15 protein-coding genes are annotated in these 16,466 nt (G+C 65.1%); 9 read left to right on the forward strand and 6 right to left on the reverse strand.

The window, feature by feature from the left end; translation table 11 throughout:
• Positions 1 to 14 precede the first annotated feature (14 nt).
• The 8 genes from gspL (at position 15) to O0882_RS19905 (ending at position 10,344) form a co-directional block, all read left to right on the forward strand.
• Positions 15 to 1,244, forward strand: a complete 1,230-nt coding sequence (gene gspL, locus O0882_RS19870) for a type II secretion system protein GspL (RefSeq protein ID WP_289950771.1) — start codon at positions 15 to 17, stop codon at positions 1,242 to 1,244.
• Positions 1,241 to 1,774 (forward strand): type II secretion system protein M, encoded by a 534-nt coding sequence (locus O0882_RS19875; protein ID WP_289950772.1) that lies wholly within the window; start codon positions 1,241 to 1,243, stop codon positions 1,772 to 1,774. The genes gspL and O0882_RS19875 overlap by 4 nt, the downstream gene beginning before the upstream one ends.
• Positions 1,771 to 2,547, forward strand: coding sequence for a type II secretion system protein N (locus O0882_RS19880; RefSeq protein WP_289950774.1), 777 nt, complete (start codon positions 1,771 to 1,773; stop codon positions 2,545 to 2,547). Before O0882_RS19875 ends, O0882_RS19880 begins: the two co-directional genes overlap by 4 nt.
• Positions 2,544 to 4,778 (forward strand): type II secretion system secretin GspD, encoded by a 2,235-nt coding sequence (gene gspD, locus O0882_RS19885; protein WP_289950776.1) that lies wholly within the window; start codon positions 2,544 to 2,546, stop codon positions 4,776 to 4,778. The genes O0882_RS19880 and gspD overlap by 4 nt, the downstream gene beginning before the upstream one ends.
• A 10-nt stretch (positions 4,779 to 4,788) precedes the next feature.
• Positions 4,789 to 6,210: a type II secretion system ATPase GspE gene (gene gspE / locus O0882_RS19890; RefSeq protein WP_289950778.1), complete on the forward strand. Its 1,422-nt coding sequence runs from the start codon at positions 4,789 to 4,791 to the stop codon at positions 6,208 to 6,210.
• Between the two features lie 10 nt (positions 6,211 to 6,220).
• Complete coding sequence (gspF, locus tag O0882_RS19895) at positions 6,221 to 7,441, forward strand: type II secretion system inner membrane protein GspF (protein WP_289950781.1); 1,221 nt, start codon at positions 6,221 to 6,223, stop codon at positions 7,439 to 7,441.
• A 16-nt stretch (positions 7,442 to 7,457) separates the two neighbouring features.
• Entirely contained in the window at positions 7,458 to 8,012 is a 555-nt protein-coding gene (locus O0882_RS19900) for a type II secretion system protein N (RefSeq protein ID WP_289950782.1), read from the forward strand.
• Positions 8,013 to 8,082: 70 nt separating this feature from the next.
• Positions 8,083 to 10,344: a patatin-like phospholipase family protein gene (locus tag O0882_RS19905; protein ID WP_289950784.1), complete on the forward strand. Its 2,262-nt coding sequence runs from the start codon at positions 8,083 to 8,085 to the stop codon at positions 10,342 to 10,344.
• Here O0882_RS19905 and O0882_RS19910 read toward each other — a convergent pair.
• On the reverse strand, positions 10,317 to 11,090 hold the full coding sequence (locus tag O0882_RS19910) for a helix-turn-helix transcriptional regulator (protein WP_289950785.1): 774 nt from the start codon (positions 11,088 to 11,090) through the stop codon (positions 10,317 to 10,319). The genes O0882_RS19905 and O0882_RS19910 overlap by 28 nt on opposite strands.
• A gap of 169 nt (positions 11,091 to 11,259) precedes the next feature.
• Between O0882_RS19910 and O0882_RS19915 the strand changes: the two genes are divergently transcribed.
• On the forward strand, positions 11,260 to 11,874 hold the full coding sequence (locus tag O0882_RS19915) for an outer membrane beta-barrel protein (RefSeq protein ID WP_289950786.1): 615 nt from the start codon (positions 11,260 to 11,262) through the stop codon (positions 11,872 to 11,874).
• Positions 11,875 to 11,937: 63 nt separating this feature from the next.
• Here O0882_RS19915 and O0882_RS19920 read toward each other — a convergent pair whose 3' ends face one another.
• The 5 genes from O0882_RS19920 to O0882_RS19940 form a co-directional block, all read right to left on the reverse strand.
• On the reverse strand, positions 11,938 to 12,132 hold the full coding sequence (locus O0882_RS19920) for a hypothetical protein (protein ID WP_034753063.1): 195 nt from the start codon (positions 12,130 to 12,132) through the stop codon (positions 11,938 to 11,940).
• 18 nt (positions 12,133 to 12,150) lie between these two features.
• On the reverse strand, positions 12,151 to 13,503 hold the full coding sequence (hslU, locus tag O0882_RS19925) for an ATP-dependent protease ATPase subunit HslU (protein ID WP_289950787.1): 1,353 nt from the start codon (positions 13,501 to 13,503) through the stop codon (positions 12,151 to 12,153).
• A 41-nt stretch (positions 13,504 to 13,544) separates the two neighbouring features.
• A complete protein-coding gene (gene hslV / locus O0882_RS19930; protein ID WP_010394217.1) occupies positions 13,545 to 14,081 on the reverse strand; it encodes an ATP-dependent protease subunit HslV in 537 nt (178 codons plus the stop codon).
• Positions 14,082 to 14,292: 211 nt separating this feature from the next.
• Positions 14,293 to 14,745 carry an RNA polymerase-binding protein DksA gene (gene dksA, locus O0882_RS19935; RefSeq protein ID WP_071079830.1) on the reverse strand — a complete coding sequence of 151 codons (453 nt, stop codon included), beginning with the start codon at positions 14,743 to 14,745 and terminating at the stop codon, positions 14,293 to 14,295.
• Between the two features lie 481 nt (positions 14,746 to 15,226).
• Complete coding sequence (locus tag O0882_RS19940; protein ID WP_289950792.1) at positions 15,227 to 16,339, reverse strand: GTP-binding protein; 1,113 nt, start codon at positions 16,337 to 16,339, stop codon at positions 15,227 to 15,229.
• Between the last annotated feature and the right edge of the window lie 127 nt (positions 16,340 to 16,466).

Consider the following 16,466-nt stretch of genomic DNA (forward strand, 5'->3'; position numbering starts at 1 on the left):
GAAAGCGAGTCACTTTGACAATATTGTATATCCGTCACCCGGCCAGGGCGTCCATCGACAGCGCGCCGGCCTGCTCCTTCGTGCTGGCCGGCGACGGCGGCGCCCTGCTGCAGCAGGGCAGCGCGCCGCTGGGCAGCCTGGGGCAGCTGATTGCCGGCGCGAAGCAGGTGGTCTTGCTGCTGGCGGCGGCCGACGTGACTCTGCTGCGCCTGAAAACCCCGCCGCTGGCTGGCGCCCGCCTGCGCGCGGCCTTGCCGGGTCTGGTGGAAGAACATATCCTCGGTGACACTCAGGATTGTCTGCTGGCCGCCGGTGCGCCCGACGCTGCCGGCATGCGCACGGTCGCCGTGGCGCAGCGCGCCTGGGCCGGGGTACTGGTGCAAGCGTTGCTGGCGCAGGGCGCGCGCAAGGTGGCGCTGCTGCCGTCGCAGCTATGCCTGCCCTTGCAGCCTGGCAGCGTGACGGCGTCGTTGCACGCGGCCGGCGACGGCCTGGAGCTGGCCTTGCGCCAGGCGCCGCAAGAGGGGCTGGGCCTGGTCTTGCCGGCCCAGCCGCAGCAGGCGCTGCTGACGACGCGCGCGTTTGCCGGCGACGTGCCTCTGACGCTCTACGTGGCGCAGGCCGAGCTGGCGCAATATCAACAGCTCGCTGCCGGCCTGCAGGGCGTGACGCTGGAGAGCGACCATTGGGCGCACTGGATCGCCGGCGCCAAGGGCGCTGGGCTGGACCTGGCCCCCGCGCTGGGTACTGCCACGGGATCGGCCACCGAGTGGCGCCGCTGGCGCTGGCCGCTGCGCCTGGCGCTGCTGGCCGTGATCGTCAACCTGGCCGGCATGAATATCGAATGGATGCGCCTGAAGCGCGAGGCCGCCACCGTGCGCACCTCGATGCAGCAAACCTTCAAGGCCGCGTATCCGAATGAAGCGCCCGTGTATGGACTGGAAGCGGAGCAGATGCGGCGCAATATCGCTGCCGCCCGCCTGCAAAGCGGGCAAGCGAGCATGGATGATTTCACCAGCATGAGCGCGGCGCTGGGCGAGGCGCTGGGCGGGCTGGCCGGGCGCGGCGTGGTGGCCTCGCTGGAATACCGCGAGCGCAGCCTGATCGTCACGCTGAAACCGGATATGGTCGATGCCAGCGCCCAGGCGCAGGTACGCGACGGCCTGGCCGCGCGCAAGCTGGCCTTGAATGAAACGGCGCCGGGCGTGTGGAAGATCACGCCGGCCACGGGAGCAAAAGCATGAGTGCAGCAGTAAACCAGGCGCGCGCCGCGTTGATGCGGCAGCAGCAGGCCGTGCAGGCCTTCTGGGCCGAGCGCACGCCGCAGGAGCGCAAGCTCTTGACCATCGGTGGCGTGGTGGCGGGGCTGGCCCTCGTCTACGCGGTGTTTTTCGAGCCGGCCTGGACGGGCCGCATCGCCTTGCAAAAGAGCTTGCCCGAGCTGCGCCAGAACGCGGCCCAGTTGCAGGCGCTGGCACGCGAGGCGGGCGAACTGGCGCGCCAGGCGCCCGTGCAGGTCGCTCCCATGAGCCGTGACAGCATAGACGCGTCGCTGAAGGCGCGCGGCCTGGTGCCGCAATCGCTGTCGCTGACGGGTGAGTACGCGCGCGTGCAGTTGAACGGCGTGCCGTTCGCCAGCGTCATGCTGTGGCTGGACGGCTTGCGCCGCGAAGGCCGCGTGGCGGTGCAGGAAGCGAAGATCACGGCGCAGGGCAAGGCGGGGCTGGTCGATGCCAGCCTGACCCTGCACCAGAGTCCGGGCGCGGCACGATGAGGCGCTTGCTTGGCTGGCTGCTGGCCATCATCGTCAGCGTCTGCGTCACCCTGCTGGTATTTTTCCCGGCCGGCTGGGTCGCGACCATCGTGGAAAAGCAGACGGGCGGACGTTTGACCTTGGGCGACGCGCAAGGTACCCTGTGGCGCGGCTCGGCCTTTATCGGCGGGGCGGCCAGCGCGAACGGCGCCGTGACGCCGCTGCTGCCGGGGCGCTTCAGCTGGCGCATTTCGCCCTCGGTGCTGTGGGGATCGGCGGACGTGGAATTGCAAAACCCGCAGGCGCTGTCGCAGCCGGTGAACCTGCGCGGTTCGTGGTCGCACTGGCAGGTCAGCCCGGCGGCCCTGCTGCTGCCGGCCGATGGCCTCGGTGGCCTCGGTGCGCCGTTGAATACCGTGGCGCCGACGGGCAGCATGCGCCTGTCGTGGAGCACCCTGCAGCTGGCCCTGGAGCAGCGGCAGTTTTCCGCCGTCGGCCGCACCACCTTGCAGATGACGGACATGGCCTCGCGCCTGTCGTCCTTGCGTCCGCTGGGCAGCTACGAGCTCGATTTCGATTGGCAGGGGCAGCAGGCGACGTTGACCTTGCGCTCCATCAAGGGACCGCTGCTGCTCGACGGCAGCGGCAGCCTGCAACAGGGGCGCATGCAGTTTTCCGGCCAGGCCCAGGCCGCAGCAGGATATGAAGAGACCTTGGCGAGTTTGTTGAATTTGCTGGGACAGCGCCGTAGCAATAGCGAAAAAAACATCATCGCCTTAGAGTTCAGACAATGAAAAAACCATCCGTGAGCCCCCATACTTTCTCCTTTTCGCTGCGCCGCCTGTCGGCCGCCGCCTTGCTGTGCTGTTCCGTGGCCGGCATGCCGGCACCCGCCTGGGCCGCGCCCGGCGATGAAGCGGCGCTCAATTTCGTCGGCGCCGACATCGAATCGGTGATCAAGGCCGTGGGCCATTACACCAACATCAATTTCGTCATCGACCCGCGCGTCAAGGGCACGATCACCCTGGTGTCGGAAAAATCGATCAGCAAGACACAGGCCTTCGGGCTGCTGGCCTCCGCGCTGCGCCTGCAGGGCTATGCGGTGGTCTCCGGCGACGGCTACGCGAAAGTGGTGCCGGAAGCGGACGCCAAGCTGCAATCCGTGCCGACCCAGGTGGGCAACGGCGCCAGCCAGGTGAAGGGCGACCAGATCGCCACCCAGGTGTTTTACCTGAACTACGAATCGTCGGCCAACCTGCTGGCCGTGCTGCGGCCCCTGATCTCGCCGAACAACACGATCAACGCCAATCCGGGCAACAACTCGCTGGTGATCACCGATTACGCGGATAACCTCAAGCGCCTGGCGAAGATCATCGCCGCGCTCGACGTGCCCGCCTCGACGGACCTGGACGTGATCCCCGTGCGCTATGCCATCGCGTCCGACCTGGCTTCGATGGTGAATAAACTGATGGAAGGCGGGAATGCGGCCGGTGCCGCAGGGGCCGACGCTGGCAAGGTCTCGGTGCTGGCCGACCCGCGCACCAATTCGCTGGTGCTGCGCGCACCGTCGGCGGCGCGCGCCAACCTGGCCAAGTCGCTGATCTCGAAGCTGGACCAGCCCACCACGCAGCTGGGCAATGTGCACGTGGTGTACCTCAAAAATGCGGACGCCACCAAGCTGGCGCAGACCCTGCGCTCGGTGGTGACGTCGGACGGCACGGCCGCCACGGCGCAGCAGGGCGTCGGCAACCAGAACACGAACAACCAGATCAGCCAGAACAACAGCGGCATGAACAGCACTGGCCTGGGCGGCAATACGCAAAGCGGCGGCACGGGTGGCGCTTCGCTGAACAACGGGCCGCAGCAGCTGTCGTCCGGCGGCGCGGCCGGTTTCATCCAGGCCGACGCGTCGACGAATACCCTGATTTTGACGTGCAACGAAGCCGTCTACCGCAACCTGCGCGCCGTGATCGACCAGCTCGACGTGCGCCGCGCCCAGGTCTACATCGAGGCGCTGATCGTCGAAGTGACGTCGGCCAAGGCGTCCGAATTCGGCGTGCAGTGGCTGGGTTTGTCGGGCGACAGCGGCAGCAACTACCGCGTGGGGGCGCTGCAGTCGTTCGCCGGCGGCACCAACAACAACATCGCCGCCATCGCCACGGGTGGTGGCAAGACCCTGCCCACGGGCGGCCTGACCCTGGGCATCTTCAAGCAGATCAACGGCGCGCTGGGCCTGGGCGCCGTGGCGCATGCGCTGGAATCGGACGGCAATGCGAATATCCTGTCGACGCCGAACCTGATCACCCTGGACAATGAACTGGCGACCATCAAGGTGGGCCAGAACGTGCCTATCCTGACGGGCCAGTACACCAGCACGGCCGGCACCAATACGAACCCGTTCCAGACCATCGACCGCAAGGAAGTGGGCCTGACCCTGAAGGTGCGCCCGCAGATTTCCGAGGGCGGCACGATCAAGCTGGGCATCTATCACGAGACGTCGAGCGTGGACAAATCCACGTCGACGGCCGTCAGCGGCATCACCATCAACAACCGCGTGATCGAAAACAATGTGCTGGCCGACGATGGCCAGATCATCGTGCTCGGTGGCCTGATCGAGGACAGCACGGGCGACAACGCGGAAAAAGTGCGCGGCCTGGGCGACATTCCCCTGATCGGCAACCTGTTCAAGTACCAGACGCGCGAGCGCAAGAAAACCAACCTGATGATCTTCCTGCGCCCTGTCATCGTGCGCAACAAGGAGCAGAGCGGCAGCCTGGCGGCCGACCGCTACGACTACATGCGCTCGGCCGAGACGGCCGCCGTGCCGGCCACGGGCAACCTGATGCTGAAAGACCTGGGCACGCCCGTCTTGCCGGCCTTGCAGGATGGCCAGCCGGTGGGTGGCAGCATGGTGACGCGTCCCGTGCCGCCGGCACCGACGCCGCCGCCAGGCGCGCCGGCCAACGCGGCCACGCCGCCGCAGCCGCTGCTGCAGCAGTATCAGCAGCAACAGCCACAGAAGTGATGGGACAGCCATGAGCAATCTGCTTCCCTACGCCTACGCGCGCGATTTCGGCTTGCTGGCCCGGCCCGGCGCCGTCGATGGCGCCCCGGTCGAAGTGCTGGTGGCGGCATCCACGGCGCCGGCGGCCATTGCCGAAGTGTCGCGCCGTTTCGGCCAGATCCAGTTGACGGTGCTGCCGCGCGGCGAACTCGATGCGGCCATCGCCGGCGCCTACGCGGGCGGTGGCGGCGACGCCTCGCAGATGGCCGATGAATTCGACGCCGACCTCGATCTCACCAAGCTGCTGCAGGACGTGCCGGCCATCGAGGATTTGCTCGAATCGTCCGACGACGCGCCCGTCATCCGCATGATCAACGCGCTGCTCACGCAGGCGCTGCGCGAAGGCGCGTCCGATATCCACATCGAGCCGTTCGAGCAGACCTCCGTCGTGCGCTTTCGCATCGATGGCAGCCTGCGCGACGTGGTGCGCCCACGCAAGGCCATCCACGGTTCGCTCATTTCGCGCATCAAGATCATGGCGCAGCTCGACATCGCCGAAAAGCGCTTGCCGCAGGACGGCCGCATCACCCTGCGCGTGGGAGGCAAGCCCGTCGACGTGCGCGTCTCGACCCTGCCCACCGGGCATGGCGAACGGGCCGTGTTGCGCTTGCTGGACAAGGAAGCGGGCCGCCTCGACCTGCAGCACCTGGGCATGAGCGCGCCCATGCTGAAACAGTTCGATGGCCTGATCACGCAGCCGCACGGCATCGTGCTCGTCACCGGTCCCACCGGTTCGGGCAAGACGACGACCCTGTACGCGGCGCTGTCGATGCTCAACGCCACCACCACGAACATCCTGACGGTGGAAGATCCGATCGAGTACGACCTGGCCGGCGTGGGCCAGACGCAGGTCAATCCGCGCATCGACATGACCTTTGCCAAGGCGCTGCGGGCGATTTTGCGGCAAGACCCCGACGTGATCATGATCGGCGAGATCCGCGACCTGGAAACGGCGCAGATCGCCGTACAGGCATCCTTGACGGGCCATCTGGTGCTGGCGACCCTGCACACGAATGACGCGTCGGCGGCCGTCACGCGCTTGCTGGACATGGGCATCGAACCGTTCCTGCTGTCGTCGTCCTTGCTGGGCGTGCTGGCGCAGCGGCTGGTGCGCAAATTGTGCGGCGCGTGTAAAACCTTCGATGGACAATACTGGCAGGCAGTCGGCTGTGAGCAGTGCGGCCAGACGGGCTATCAGGGCCGCGTGGGCGTATACGAGCTGCTGCGTACGACGGAACAGATCCGCGCGCAGATCCACAACCGCGCTTCGGAAGCGGACGTGCGCACGGTCGCCCTGCAAGACGGTATGACGAGCATGCGCGACGACGGCGAACGCTGGCTGCGCGACGGCACCACCACGCAGGCTGAATTGCTGCGCGTGACCAAAGACTAGGCCCGCCACCATGCCCGCATTCCGTTATGAAGCCGTCGACGCCCAGGGCGCCACCCGCAAGGGCGTGCTCAATGCCGACAGTCCCCGTTCCGCGCGCGCCGAACTGCGCGTGCAAGGCCTGGTGCCGCTGGCCGTCGAACCGATCGCGGCACAAGTCGACGCCGCCGGTGTCACCAAGCGGCGCGGCTTCGGCGAGCGCCTGTCGAGCACCGAGCTGGCCCTGTTTACGCGCCAGCTGGCCAGTCTGCTGGAAGCGGGCCTGCCGCTGGAGCAGGCGTTTTCCGCGCTGCTGGAACAGGCCGAGCGGCCGTATCTGCGCGACCTGATCGCCTCGATCCGCTCGGAAGTGATCGGCGGCGCCGCGTTTTCCGACGTGCTGGCGCGCCATCCGCGCGATTTCGCGGAAATCTACCGGGCGCTGGTGGCGTCCGGCGAGCAGATTGGCCATTTGTCGCGCGTGCTGTCGCGCCTGGCCGACTACATCGAGCGGCGCAATGCGCTGGTGCAGAAGGTCAAGCTGGCCTTTACCTATCCGGCCATCGTCACGGTGGTGGCGTTCTCCATCGTGATCTTCCTGCTTACCTACGTGGTGCCGCAGATCGTTTCCGTGTTTGCCAATACCAAGCAGAAGCTGCCCATGCTGACGGTGATCATGCTGGCGCTGTCGGACTTCGTGCGCCACTATGGCATCGTGGTGGGCATCGTCCTGATTGGCGCCTGGTTCGCCTGGCGCCGCGCGCTGCAGCAGCCGGCCTTGAAGCGGCGCTGGCATACCTGGCTGCTGACGGCGCCCTTGTACGGCAAGTTCGAGCGCAGCCTGAATACGGCGCGTTTCGCCAGCACCCTGGCCATCACCACGGGCTCCGGCGTGCCGATCCTGCGTGCGCTCGACACCAGCCGCGATACCTTGACCAATGTGGCGATGCAGGAATTGGTGGCCGAGGCCAGCGGCGCCGTGCGCGAGGGCGTCAGCCTGGCGCGCGCGCTGTCGGCGCAAAAGCATTTTCCGCCCATGCTGATCCACATGATACGCGCGGGCGAAATCACGGGCGAGCTGCCGGCCATGCTGGAACGCGCCGCCAGCGCGCAGGAGCAGGACCTGGAACGCCGCACCCTGACCATCGCGGGCCTGCTGGAACCGGCCCTGATCCTGGCCATGGGCGTGGTGGTGCTGCTGATCGTGCTGGCCGTGCTGATGCCGATTATCGAAATCAATCAGCTCGTCAGATAAGAAACTCAAGGAAGCCATGAAGCGTTTGCCTCAATTTACAAGTTTGCTCGCCGTCGTGGCGCTGTCCGTGTCGCTGGCCTACTGGGCCATGCAGCTGTTCAAGGCGCCGCAGCGCCCCATCAATCCACCCGCCGTGCCGGTGGTGCAGGATGCCAGCGTGGAGGCGGGCGCTTCGCTGTTCGGCGGCCAGGTCAGCGTGGCCACGGCCAGCAACTACCAGCTCAAGGGCGTGGTCGCGGCCGGCAATGGCCGTGGCAGCGTGGCCATCATCGCCACCGACGGCAAGCCGTCCGTGGCCCTGCCCGAGGGCGCCGAGGTGGTGCCCGGCGTGACGGTGCTGGAAGTGCATGCGCGCCATGTGCTGCTGCGCGATGGCGGCGTGAGCAAGCGCATCGACCTGGTGGCCGACGACAAGGCGCTGGCCTTGCCGGCGCAGGTGTCTGCCAGCCCGGCACCGGCGTCGGCAACGAATCTGGTGCCGCCGCCGTTGCCGATGGAGCAGCAGCGTCCGGCAACCATGATGCCGGCGCCGCCGCAGGTGAGCCCCACCAGCACGCCGCCGTCGAATTGAGCTGATTTTCGGAATCACCCCATTACCACCATGCTGATGGCGCCGTGCCGCCATCGCGACAGGAGTCCTCATGTTTTCGATCCGTGCCGTCCTGGCAGCAGGCTGCGTGGCGGCGCTGTGCGCCTTGCCGCAAGCCGGTGCCGCCGCTGACGTTCCCGCCGCCACCGTTGCCTCCGCTCCCGCCCTGGCCGCTCCTGCGCCCGTGGCGGCGCGCCCGCGCATCGCGCTGGTGCTGTCGGGCGGCGGTGCGCGCGGTCTCGCGCATATCGGTGTATTGAAAGTGCTGCAGGAGCTGCATGTGCCGATCGACATGGTGGTCGGCACCAGCATGGGTGGCGTGGTGGGCGGTGCGTATGCGGCCGGCGCTTCCGTGGCGGACCTGGAAAAGATGGCGCGCGAGACCAATTGGGCACGCGTGGTGGCCGACCGGCCGCCGCGCGACGAACTGGCGTTCCGCCGCCGTGAGGAAGATTTATTGCTGCCGTCGCGCATCGAGTTTGGCATCAGCCGCAACGGCATTTCCACGCCGCCGGCCGCGGCCAGCAATGCGGCGCTGGAAATGGCGCTGAACCGGCTGCTGCCGGCCGGCATGCGCGACCGCCCCGCCAGCCAGCTGCCGCTGCCCTTCCGCTCGGTGGCGTCCGACCTGGTCAATGGCGAGCTGGTGGAGCTGGTCGACACGCCGCTGTTCCTGTCGATGCGCGCCTCGCTGGCCGTGCCTGGCGTGTTTGCCCCCGTGCGCGTGAATAATCGCCTGGTCGTGGACGGGGGGCTGGTGCGCAACCTGCCCGTCGACATGGCGCGCGCCATGGGTGCCGACATCATCATCGCCGTCAACGTGGGCACGCCGCTGGCGCCGGAAAAAGACCTGGGCAGCGCCATCGGCGTGGCGCAGCAGATGCTGCAGATTCTCACGGAGCAGAACGTGCAGCGCTCGCTCAAGGAATTGCGTCCGCAGGATATCCTGGTGGCGCCGGATCTGACGGGCGTCAGTTTCCTCGACTTCGAAAACTATGCGCGCGCCATGCGCGCCGGCGAACAGGCGGCGCAGGCGCTGGCCGCCCGCCTGGCGCCGCTGGCCCTGCCGCCGGAACAGTATGCGGCGCGCGAGCAGCTGCGCCTGGCGGCGCCGGCCTTGCTGGACGTGGCCTTGCCCCTCACGCGCCTGGCCGTGGAGAGTGAAGGCGACATCAATCCGCGCATCTTGCAGGCGCAATCGGGCCTGGTGGAAGGGCAGGCCGTCAGCCAGGAAGATGTGCTCAAGGCGGCGGCCAAGCTGTATGGCCGCGGCGACGTGGCGCGCGTGGAGACGGACGTGGTCGATGCCGGTGACCAGCGCACGGTCACCATCAAGGCGGTCGAAGCCCCATGGGCCAGCAACCGCCTGCGCGTAGGCCTGGAGCTGTCCAGCGATTTCAGAGACAGCAACAGCTTCGCCCTGAAGCTGCTGCACGTGCGTTCGAACCTGAACAGCTGGGGCGGCGAGTTGCGCAGCATGGCGCAGATCGGCAATGCGCGCGGCTATGGCGTGCAGTTCTGGCAGCCGCTGGGCGCAGGCAACCCTTGGTATATCGCACCGCAACTGCAGTACACCTCGTCGGCGATGGATGTCTTCGACCAGGGCCGACGCGGCGCGCGCGTGGCGTATAGCGGCCAGACGGCGGCGCTGGTGCTGGGACGCGAGTTCGGTACCTGGGGCGATTTGCAGTTCGGTGTCACGCGCACGGAGATCAAGAGCAAGCTGGCGATACCGGCCGATCCCACGCAGCCCGAGTCGCGTGGGCTGGGCACCACCCAGTTTGTCCAGTTCCGCGTCGATACACTCGATTCGCCGGGCTTCCCCACGCGCGGCGCGCTGCTCGACGCTACCTGGACGCGCGCCTCGACCACGGGTTCGGGCGAAGCGCCGCTGGGCCGCTCTTCGCTGACGGCATTGAAGGCGTTCGGTTACGGCAACTGGGCCGGCCACGTGTATGGCGAATGGGCGCGCGCGCAGCGCGGCGAGGCGCCGCTCAGCCTGGGCGGCTTCCTGCGCCTGTCCGGCACGGATTTTCAATCGGTGAGCGGGCGCAGCATCGCCCTGGCGCGCGTGGTGATGGCGCGCCGCATCGCTTCCCTGCCCAGTACCCTGGGCGGCGCCGTGCGGGCCGGCTTTTCGCTGGAAATGGGCGGTGGCTTCGACCAGAACGAGCGCTGGAAAGCCAGCAAGTTCACGCAGGCCAGCAGCGCCTTCATCTCCGTCGATACGCGTTTCGGCCCCGTGTACGTGGCCTCGGGCGCATCGAAGGGCGGCGAGAGCACCTTTTATCTGTTCCTGGGGCCCGTTTGGTAGCTGGCGGGGGCCGCGCTGCGGCGCAGGGCCGTGAAGGCGGCAAATTCCCATGAGCGAAATCCCAGCAGCAGGGTAAAGCCGTCGCGCTCGGCGGGCGCGAGGCGGCGGTCGTTCTGGTGCAGCCGCGCCAGTTCCTCGGCCAGCTGGCGGATCTTTTGCACCAGCTCCTGCGCGCTCGACAGCGACAGGCGCGCCGGAATGCACATCAGGGTTTCGCCGGCGCCGTCAAAATGCCCGCTGAAATAATCGGCCACCACGTGTTCGCGGAAGTACTGCTGCACCGGGCCGTCGGCCAGCCAGTGGAAGGCGTTCGAGACGCGCAGGCTGTAGCGGTTCAGCGGCTTGAGTTCGATCAAGCCCAGGCGGTCCAGCTCGGCCAGGCAGCCGATGCATTCGGCCTGCGTCAGCGCATACGTTTCCACCACCTGCTCCAGGCTCCAGTGGCCCAGGCAGCAGATCGCCACCAGCAGCAGGCGCGGATGCGCCACCAGCGACTTTTCCTGCACCAGCGTGAGCGTGTCGGCATGCGGCGTGATGTCGGCCGCGCCGCGCAGCACGTCTTCCATGGCGATGCCCGAGGCCTTGCAGATCAGGGCCAGGCGCGACAGCGACATGTCGTGCTGGCCAAACATGCGCTTGACGCTCGATTCGCTCATGGCGATGCGCTCGGCCAATACCTTGTACGTGATGCCGGCGGCACGCAATTGGGTGCGCAGCACGCGCAAAACCAGTTCAGGTGAACTCACGAGATATCCTTTTTTTACAAGTTTGGTGGCGGATGACGGTACCGAATGTAGCCCTTAATGACACTTTGCACAAGGTGATAGTACTTTTCGGCAAAAGCGATGACACTCCCGCTTGTGGCTCGCGCAGCGCGCTACAACCAGGCAATCCATCCACTTGTAGAGGTTATCCATGTTCCCATCTTTCCGTTTTCCCGCAGCGCTGCTGGCGCTGGCCACCATCGCCCCCCTGCATGCCGCCGCTGCCGAGCCTGCATCGGGTCCCGTCTACGCGGGCGCCAGCTATGGCTTTCGCGCCAATAGCGGCCTCGATTGCCTGCCAGGACAAGCCGATTGCGACAAAAGCAGCAAGCGCAATGGCAAGGCCTACCTGGGTTACAGTTTCGACGCGCTGCCGTTTCAGGGCGGCGTGGCCCTGCCTTCGGTTGAACTGGTGGGGTACACAGGCGGCGAGGTCAAGTCCGGCTTCGACACGGGCGCCGGCAAGGTTGCCGGTCGCGGCAAATTCTCCGGCCTCGGCGTGCAGGGCGTGCTCGGCTACCAGTTCGATGCCTTCACCCTGAGCGGGCGCGCCGGCGTGGCGTACACGCAGGGCAAGGTCGACTATCTGGGCGGCGGTTCGGACAAGAAGAACAAGGCCGGCCTGACCTACGGCATCGGCACGGCATATGCGCTGAACCAGAACTGGTCGCTGCACCTCGACTGGGATCGCGTGCCGGTCAAGTACAACGACAAGCAAACGAGCAAGGTCGACATGTTTTCGCTGGGCGCGTCCTACCGCTTCTAAGGGGGACGTTCAGCAGACGATGGCCTGATGGCGGACGCCCCGATGGGGGTGTCCGCAGGCGGCTTATTTATCCGTTTCCACCTTCAGCAGCAATTTCGCCAGCAGGCGTTTTTCCTGCTGGCGCTGGCCTGAGACGGTTTTCACGTGCGCGCCAGCGGCGCGCTGCAAGGCGGCGGTGGCGACGGGGTTGCGCGGTTTTTGCGAGGGTTCGACGCGGAACTGCATTTTCTGCCGCGTCGCCAATGCCTTGTTTGCCATCGGTTTTCCCCTCCCTGATTACAGCACGTAGCGCGACAGGTCTTCGTTGACCGACAGCGCTTCCAGGCGTTCGTTGACATACGCGGCATCGATCACCAGCAGGTTTTCCGTGCTGCTGCTGCCTTCGCTGGCCGTAAATGACACTTCTTCCAGCAGTTTTTCCATCACCGTGTGCAGACGGCGCGCGCCGATGTTTTCCGTGCGCTCGTTGACTGCATAGGCGATTTCCGCCAGGCGCGTGATGCCTTCCGGGGCGAATTTCAAGGTCAGGTTTTCCGTCGCCAGCAAGGCTTCGTACTGCATCGTCAGGCAGGCGTCGGTGCTCGTCAAAATGCGTTCGAAGTCGGAGATCGACAGCGATTCCAGTTCCACGCGGATGGGGAAACGCCCCTGCAGTTCCGGGATCAGGTCCGACGGCTTAGCCAGGTGGAAGGCGCCCGAGGCGATGAACAGGATGTGGTCCGTGCGGATCATGCCGTACTTGGTGTTGACGGTGGTGCCCTCGACCAGCGGCAGCAGGTCGCGCTGCACGCCCGCGCGCGAGACGTCGGCGCCGCCGGACTCCGAACGCGAGGCGATCTTGTCGATCTCATCGAGGAAGACGATGCCGTTCTGCTCGACGTTCTGGATGGCCTTCTGTTTCAGTTCATCCTCGTTGACCAGCTTGGCCGCTTCTTCCTCGACCAGCAGTTTCAATGCTTCGCGGATCTTGACCTTGCGCGCCTTCTTGCGCTGCCCGCCCACGCCCGAGAACATGGATTTGATCTGCTCCGTCATTTCTTCCATGCCGGGTGGCGCCATGATTTCCATCTGCGGGCCTGCCTCGGCCAGCTCGATCTCGATTTCCTTGTCATCGAGCTCGCCCTGGCGCAAGCGCTTGCGGAATGTCTGGCGCGTGGTGTCGCCGCTGCCGCTGTCCACGGCCGCGGCCGTATTCGGCGTGAAGCCGAAGTCGCGTGCGGGCGGCACGAGGATGTCGATGACGCGGTCTTCGGCCGCATCTTCGGCGCGTGCGCGCACTTTCTTCATTTCCAGCGCGCGCGTCTGCTTGATGCCGATGTCGATCAGGTCGCGGATAATGGTGTCGACGTCGCGGCCTACATAACCCACTTCGGTGAACTTGGTCGCTTCGATTTTAATAAACGGCGCCTCGGCCAGCTTGGCCAGGCGGCGCGCGATTTCCGTCTTGCCGACGCCCGTGGGGCCGATCATGAGGATGTTCTTGGGCGTGATTTCATGGCGCAGGGGCTCGGCCACCTGCTGGCGGCGCCAGCGGTTGCGCAGGGCGATGGCGACGGCGCGCTTGGCCTTGGCCTGGCCCACCACGTGCTTGTCGAGTTCGGTGACGATTTCCGCCGGGGTCATGTTCATGATCATAGTTGGCTTTCTATTCTTTGCTCGGGGGCTTGGACTCAGTCCAAGGTCTCGATGATGTGCGACATATTGGTATAAATGCACAGCTCGGCGGCGATGGTCAGCGATTTCTTGACCACTTCGGCCGGCGACAAGTCCGTGTTTTCCTGCAGCGCCTTGGCGGCGGACTGGGCATAGGTGCCACCCGAGCCGATGGCGCCGATGCCGTCTTCCGGTTCCAGCACGTCGCCATTGCCCGTGATGACCAGGGTCGACTCGCTGTCGGCCACCAGCAGCATCGCTTCCAGGCGGCGCAGCACGCGGTCGGTGCGCCAGTCCTTGGCCAGTTCGACGGAGGCGCGCAGCAAATTGCCCTGGTGCTTTTCCAGCTTGCCCTCAAAACGGTCGAGCAGGGTGAAGGCGTCGGCGGTGCCGCCGGCAAAGCCGACCAGGACTTTGCCCTGATACAACTTACGCACTTTGCGGGCCGTGCCCTTCATGACGATGTTGCCGAGCGTGACCTGGCCGTCGCCGCCCAGGGCGACTTGCTTGCCGCGCCGTACGCAGAGGATGGTGGTGCCGTGAAATTGTTCCATAGTGACCTCAAAAGATTCGTGCCGATGCGTGCAAGGTCATGCGGTTGCGCGCCCATGGCTCAAAAGTGGGGATGGAAAAGGCAATTGCAAGCAGCAGTGCTTGCTTCAGTGTAGTCGGCGCTGGACGAAAAAAAAGCACGCAACGCAGGTTGTGTGCTTTTTTTGCTGCCGCCACGCAGCCGCCGGGGCGGCGACGCAAGGAGAAGGGCGATCAGTCGCCGTAGAGTTTTTGCTTCAATTCGCGCCGTTGCTGGGCTTCCAGCGACAGGGTGGCGGTCGGACGGGCGATCAGGCGCGGGATGCCGATAGGCTCGCCCGTTTCTTCGCACCAGCCATAGTCGCCGGCGTCGATGCTGGCGATCGATTGCTGCACTTTCTTCAGCAATTTGCGCTCGCGGTCGCGCGTGCGCAGTTCCAGCGCATGCTCTTCCTCGATGGTGGCGCGGTCGGCAGGGTCCGGTACGAGCACGGTTTCACGCAAGTGTTCCGTGGTTTCGCCGGCGTTTTTCAGCAAGTCTTTTTCGAGCTGCTGCAGGCGTGCCTTGAAGAATGCCAGTTGTGCCGGATTCATGTAGTCATCTTCACTCATGGCGCGAATTTGATCTTCGCTGATGAGAGGGATGTCTTGGCTGGCGGCCGGGGTCGATTTATTAGTTTTGGTCATAACTTCGCTTACCTTCGATACGACAGAGTTTTCAAATTGATCAGTTGATGCGGCGATACCGAGCAACTGTACAGGTTCCGCTTGGCATTGCTGTCCCGCTGTACTGCGTGCGACCTTGGCTTGCCGGCGAAAGCCAGGACTACCGGCAGGCTATGGTGCCATGTTGATAACTTTTTACCGCTCTATGCCAGTCGCGCTATGCGCGCGACAACGGGCGTGTTGGGTGGATCGCTTGCATGCCTGGCATGCGGCCAGCGGCAGTTTGCCAGCATTTCATGACAGGCGAACGACATGGGCCGTTTTCGTCGCTGATTTTGGCACGCTTTGCCTTATATTGCCATCCCGATTTGTTGCCTAGCCGATCAGAGGCGGCCACTTGTTGGTTTATACCAGCAAGACGGGTGTCGGACAGCGGGAAAGCGTGCTTAACTTCCCCTTTTGTTTCTGCTTTGCAACGGGTATTTTGCAAAACCCGGCTAGTTTATACCAAACATTGTTCGAGTCCGCGAATAAAAATGTCTTTTGGTAGATTCTTGCCAATAAACACCATTTTGCTGCCGCGCACTTCGTTTTCGCCCCATTTGGCGCCCAGGTCGCTGCCCATCAGCTGGTGCACGCCCTGGAAGACCACCTTGCGTTCGGCGCCCTGCATCAGCAGCACGCCCTTGTAGCGCAACATGCGCGGGCCATACACTTGCACCAGGCCGCCGAGGAACTCGTCGAGTTTGGCGCTGTCGAACGGTTGTGTGCTCTTGAAAACAAAGGCGGCGATATCGTCGCTGTGCTGCGCATGGTGGTGGTCCGCGTGGCCGCAATCGGTGGCGCAGGCGTCGCTGTGCTCGTGCTTGTGCTCGTGGCCGTGCTCATCTGCGTGCTTATGCGCATGGTCGTGCGCTTTGTCGTGCGCATTGTCGTGATCATGCACGTGCGCCGTTTCGGTGGCCAGGAAATCCGGGTCCAGTTCCAGCTTTTCGTTCAGGTTGAAACCGCGGATGTCGAGCACTTCGGCCAGCGGTGCGCGGCCGAAATCGACCTTGGCGATGGGCGCGCGGGGATTGATGCGCTTCAGGCGGCGCGTCAGCGTGGCCACGTCGTCTTCACTGACGAGATCGGTTTTTGACAGCAGCAGCTTGTCGGCAAAGCCCACTTGCCGCTGGGCTTCCTCGTAATCGTCGAGTTGCTTCATCGCATGGCGGGCATCGACCACCGTGATGATGGCGTCGAGCATGTAGTGGCTGCCCACTTCTTCGTCGACAAAGAAGGTTTGCGCCACGGGGCCGGGATTGGCCAGGCCCGTCGTTTCGATGACGACGCGGTCGAATGCCAGCAGGCCGGCGTCGCGCTTGCGCGCCAGTTCCGTCAAGCCCACGATCAGATCGCCGCGCACGGTGCAGCAGATGCAGCCGTTGTTCATCTCGATGATGTGCTCGTTGCTATCCTGCACCAGGATTTCATTGTCGATGTTTTCCTGGCCAAACTCGTTTTCGATCACGGCGATGCGCATGCCATGGTCTTCTTGCAGTATGCGGTTGAGCAAGGTGGTTTTGCCGGCGCCCAGGAAACCGGTGAGGATGGTGGTTGGAATCAGTGCCATGAAGGATGCCTATGCTGTAATCGATGGTGCCACCGCGCAAGCGGAAGAATGCGGACGATTATGCCGGAATTTTGCAAATGCTTGCAAATGCGCGCCCATCCGCTTGATATGGATCAGGCTGGCCCAC

It is taken from the genome of Janthinobacterium sp. SUN073, from assembly GCF_030397665.1.
Taxonomy (GTDB): Bacteria; Pseudomonadota; Gammaproteobacteria; order Burkholderiales; family Burkholderiaceae_D; genus Janthinobacterium.

Excerpts from the sequence above, each read along its gene's own strand:
- gspE (WP_289950778.1), top strand. The coding sequence starts at position 4,789 with ATGAGCAATCTGCTTCCCTACGCCTACGCGCGCGATTTCGGCTTGCTG.
- hslU (WP_289950787.1), bottom strand. The coding sequence starts at position 13,503 with ATGAACATGACCCCGGCGGAAATCGTCACCGAACTCGACAAGCACGTG.
- O0882_RS19920 (WP_034753063.1), bottom strand. The coding sequence starts at position 12,132 with ATGGCAAACAAGGCATTGGCGACGCGGCAGAAAATGCAGTTCCGCGTC.
- O0882_RS19880 (WP_289950774.1), top strand. The coding sequence starts at position 1,771 with ATGAGGCGCTTGCTTGGCTGGCTGCTGGCCATCATCGTCAGCGTCTGC.
- dksA (WP_071079830.1), bottom strand. The coding sequence starts at position 14,745 with ATGACCAAAACTAATAAATCGACCCCGGCCGCCAGCCAAGACATCCCT.
- gspD (WP_289950776.1), top strand. The coding sequence starts at position 2,544 with ATGAAAAAACCATCCGTGAGCCCCCATACTTTCTCCTTTTCGCTGCGC.
- O0882_RS19905 (WP_289950784.1), top strand. The coding sequence starts at position 8,083 with ATGTTTTCGATCCGTGCCGTCCTGGCAGCAGGCTGCGTGGCGGCGCTG.
- O0882_RS19900 (WP_289950782.1), top strand. The coding sequence starts at position 7,458 with ATGAAGCGTTTGCCTCAATTTACAAGTTTGCTCGCCGTCGTGGCGCTG.
- O0882_RS19875 (WP_289950772.1), top strand. The coding sequence starts at position 1,241 with ATGAGTGCAGCAGTAAACCAGGCGCGCGCCGCGTTGATGCGGCAGCAG.
- O0882_RS19940 (WP_289950792.1), bottom strand. The coding sequence starts at position 16,339 with ATGGCACTGATTCCAACCACCATCCTCACCGGTTTCCTGGGCGCCGGC.
- O0882_RS19915 (WP_289950786.1), top strand. The coding sequence starts at position 11,260 with ATGTTCCCATCTTTCCGTTTTCCCGCAGCGCTGCTGGCGCTGGCCACC.
- hslV (WP_010394217.1), bottom strand. The coding sequence starts at position 14,081 with ATGGAACAATTTCACGGCACCACCATCCTCTGCGTACGGCGCGGCAAG.
- gspF (WP_289950781.1), top strand. The coding sequence starts at position 6,221 with ATGCCCGCATTCCGTTATGAAGCCGTCGACGCCCAGGGCGCCACCCGC.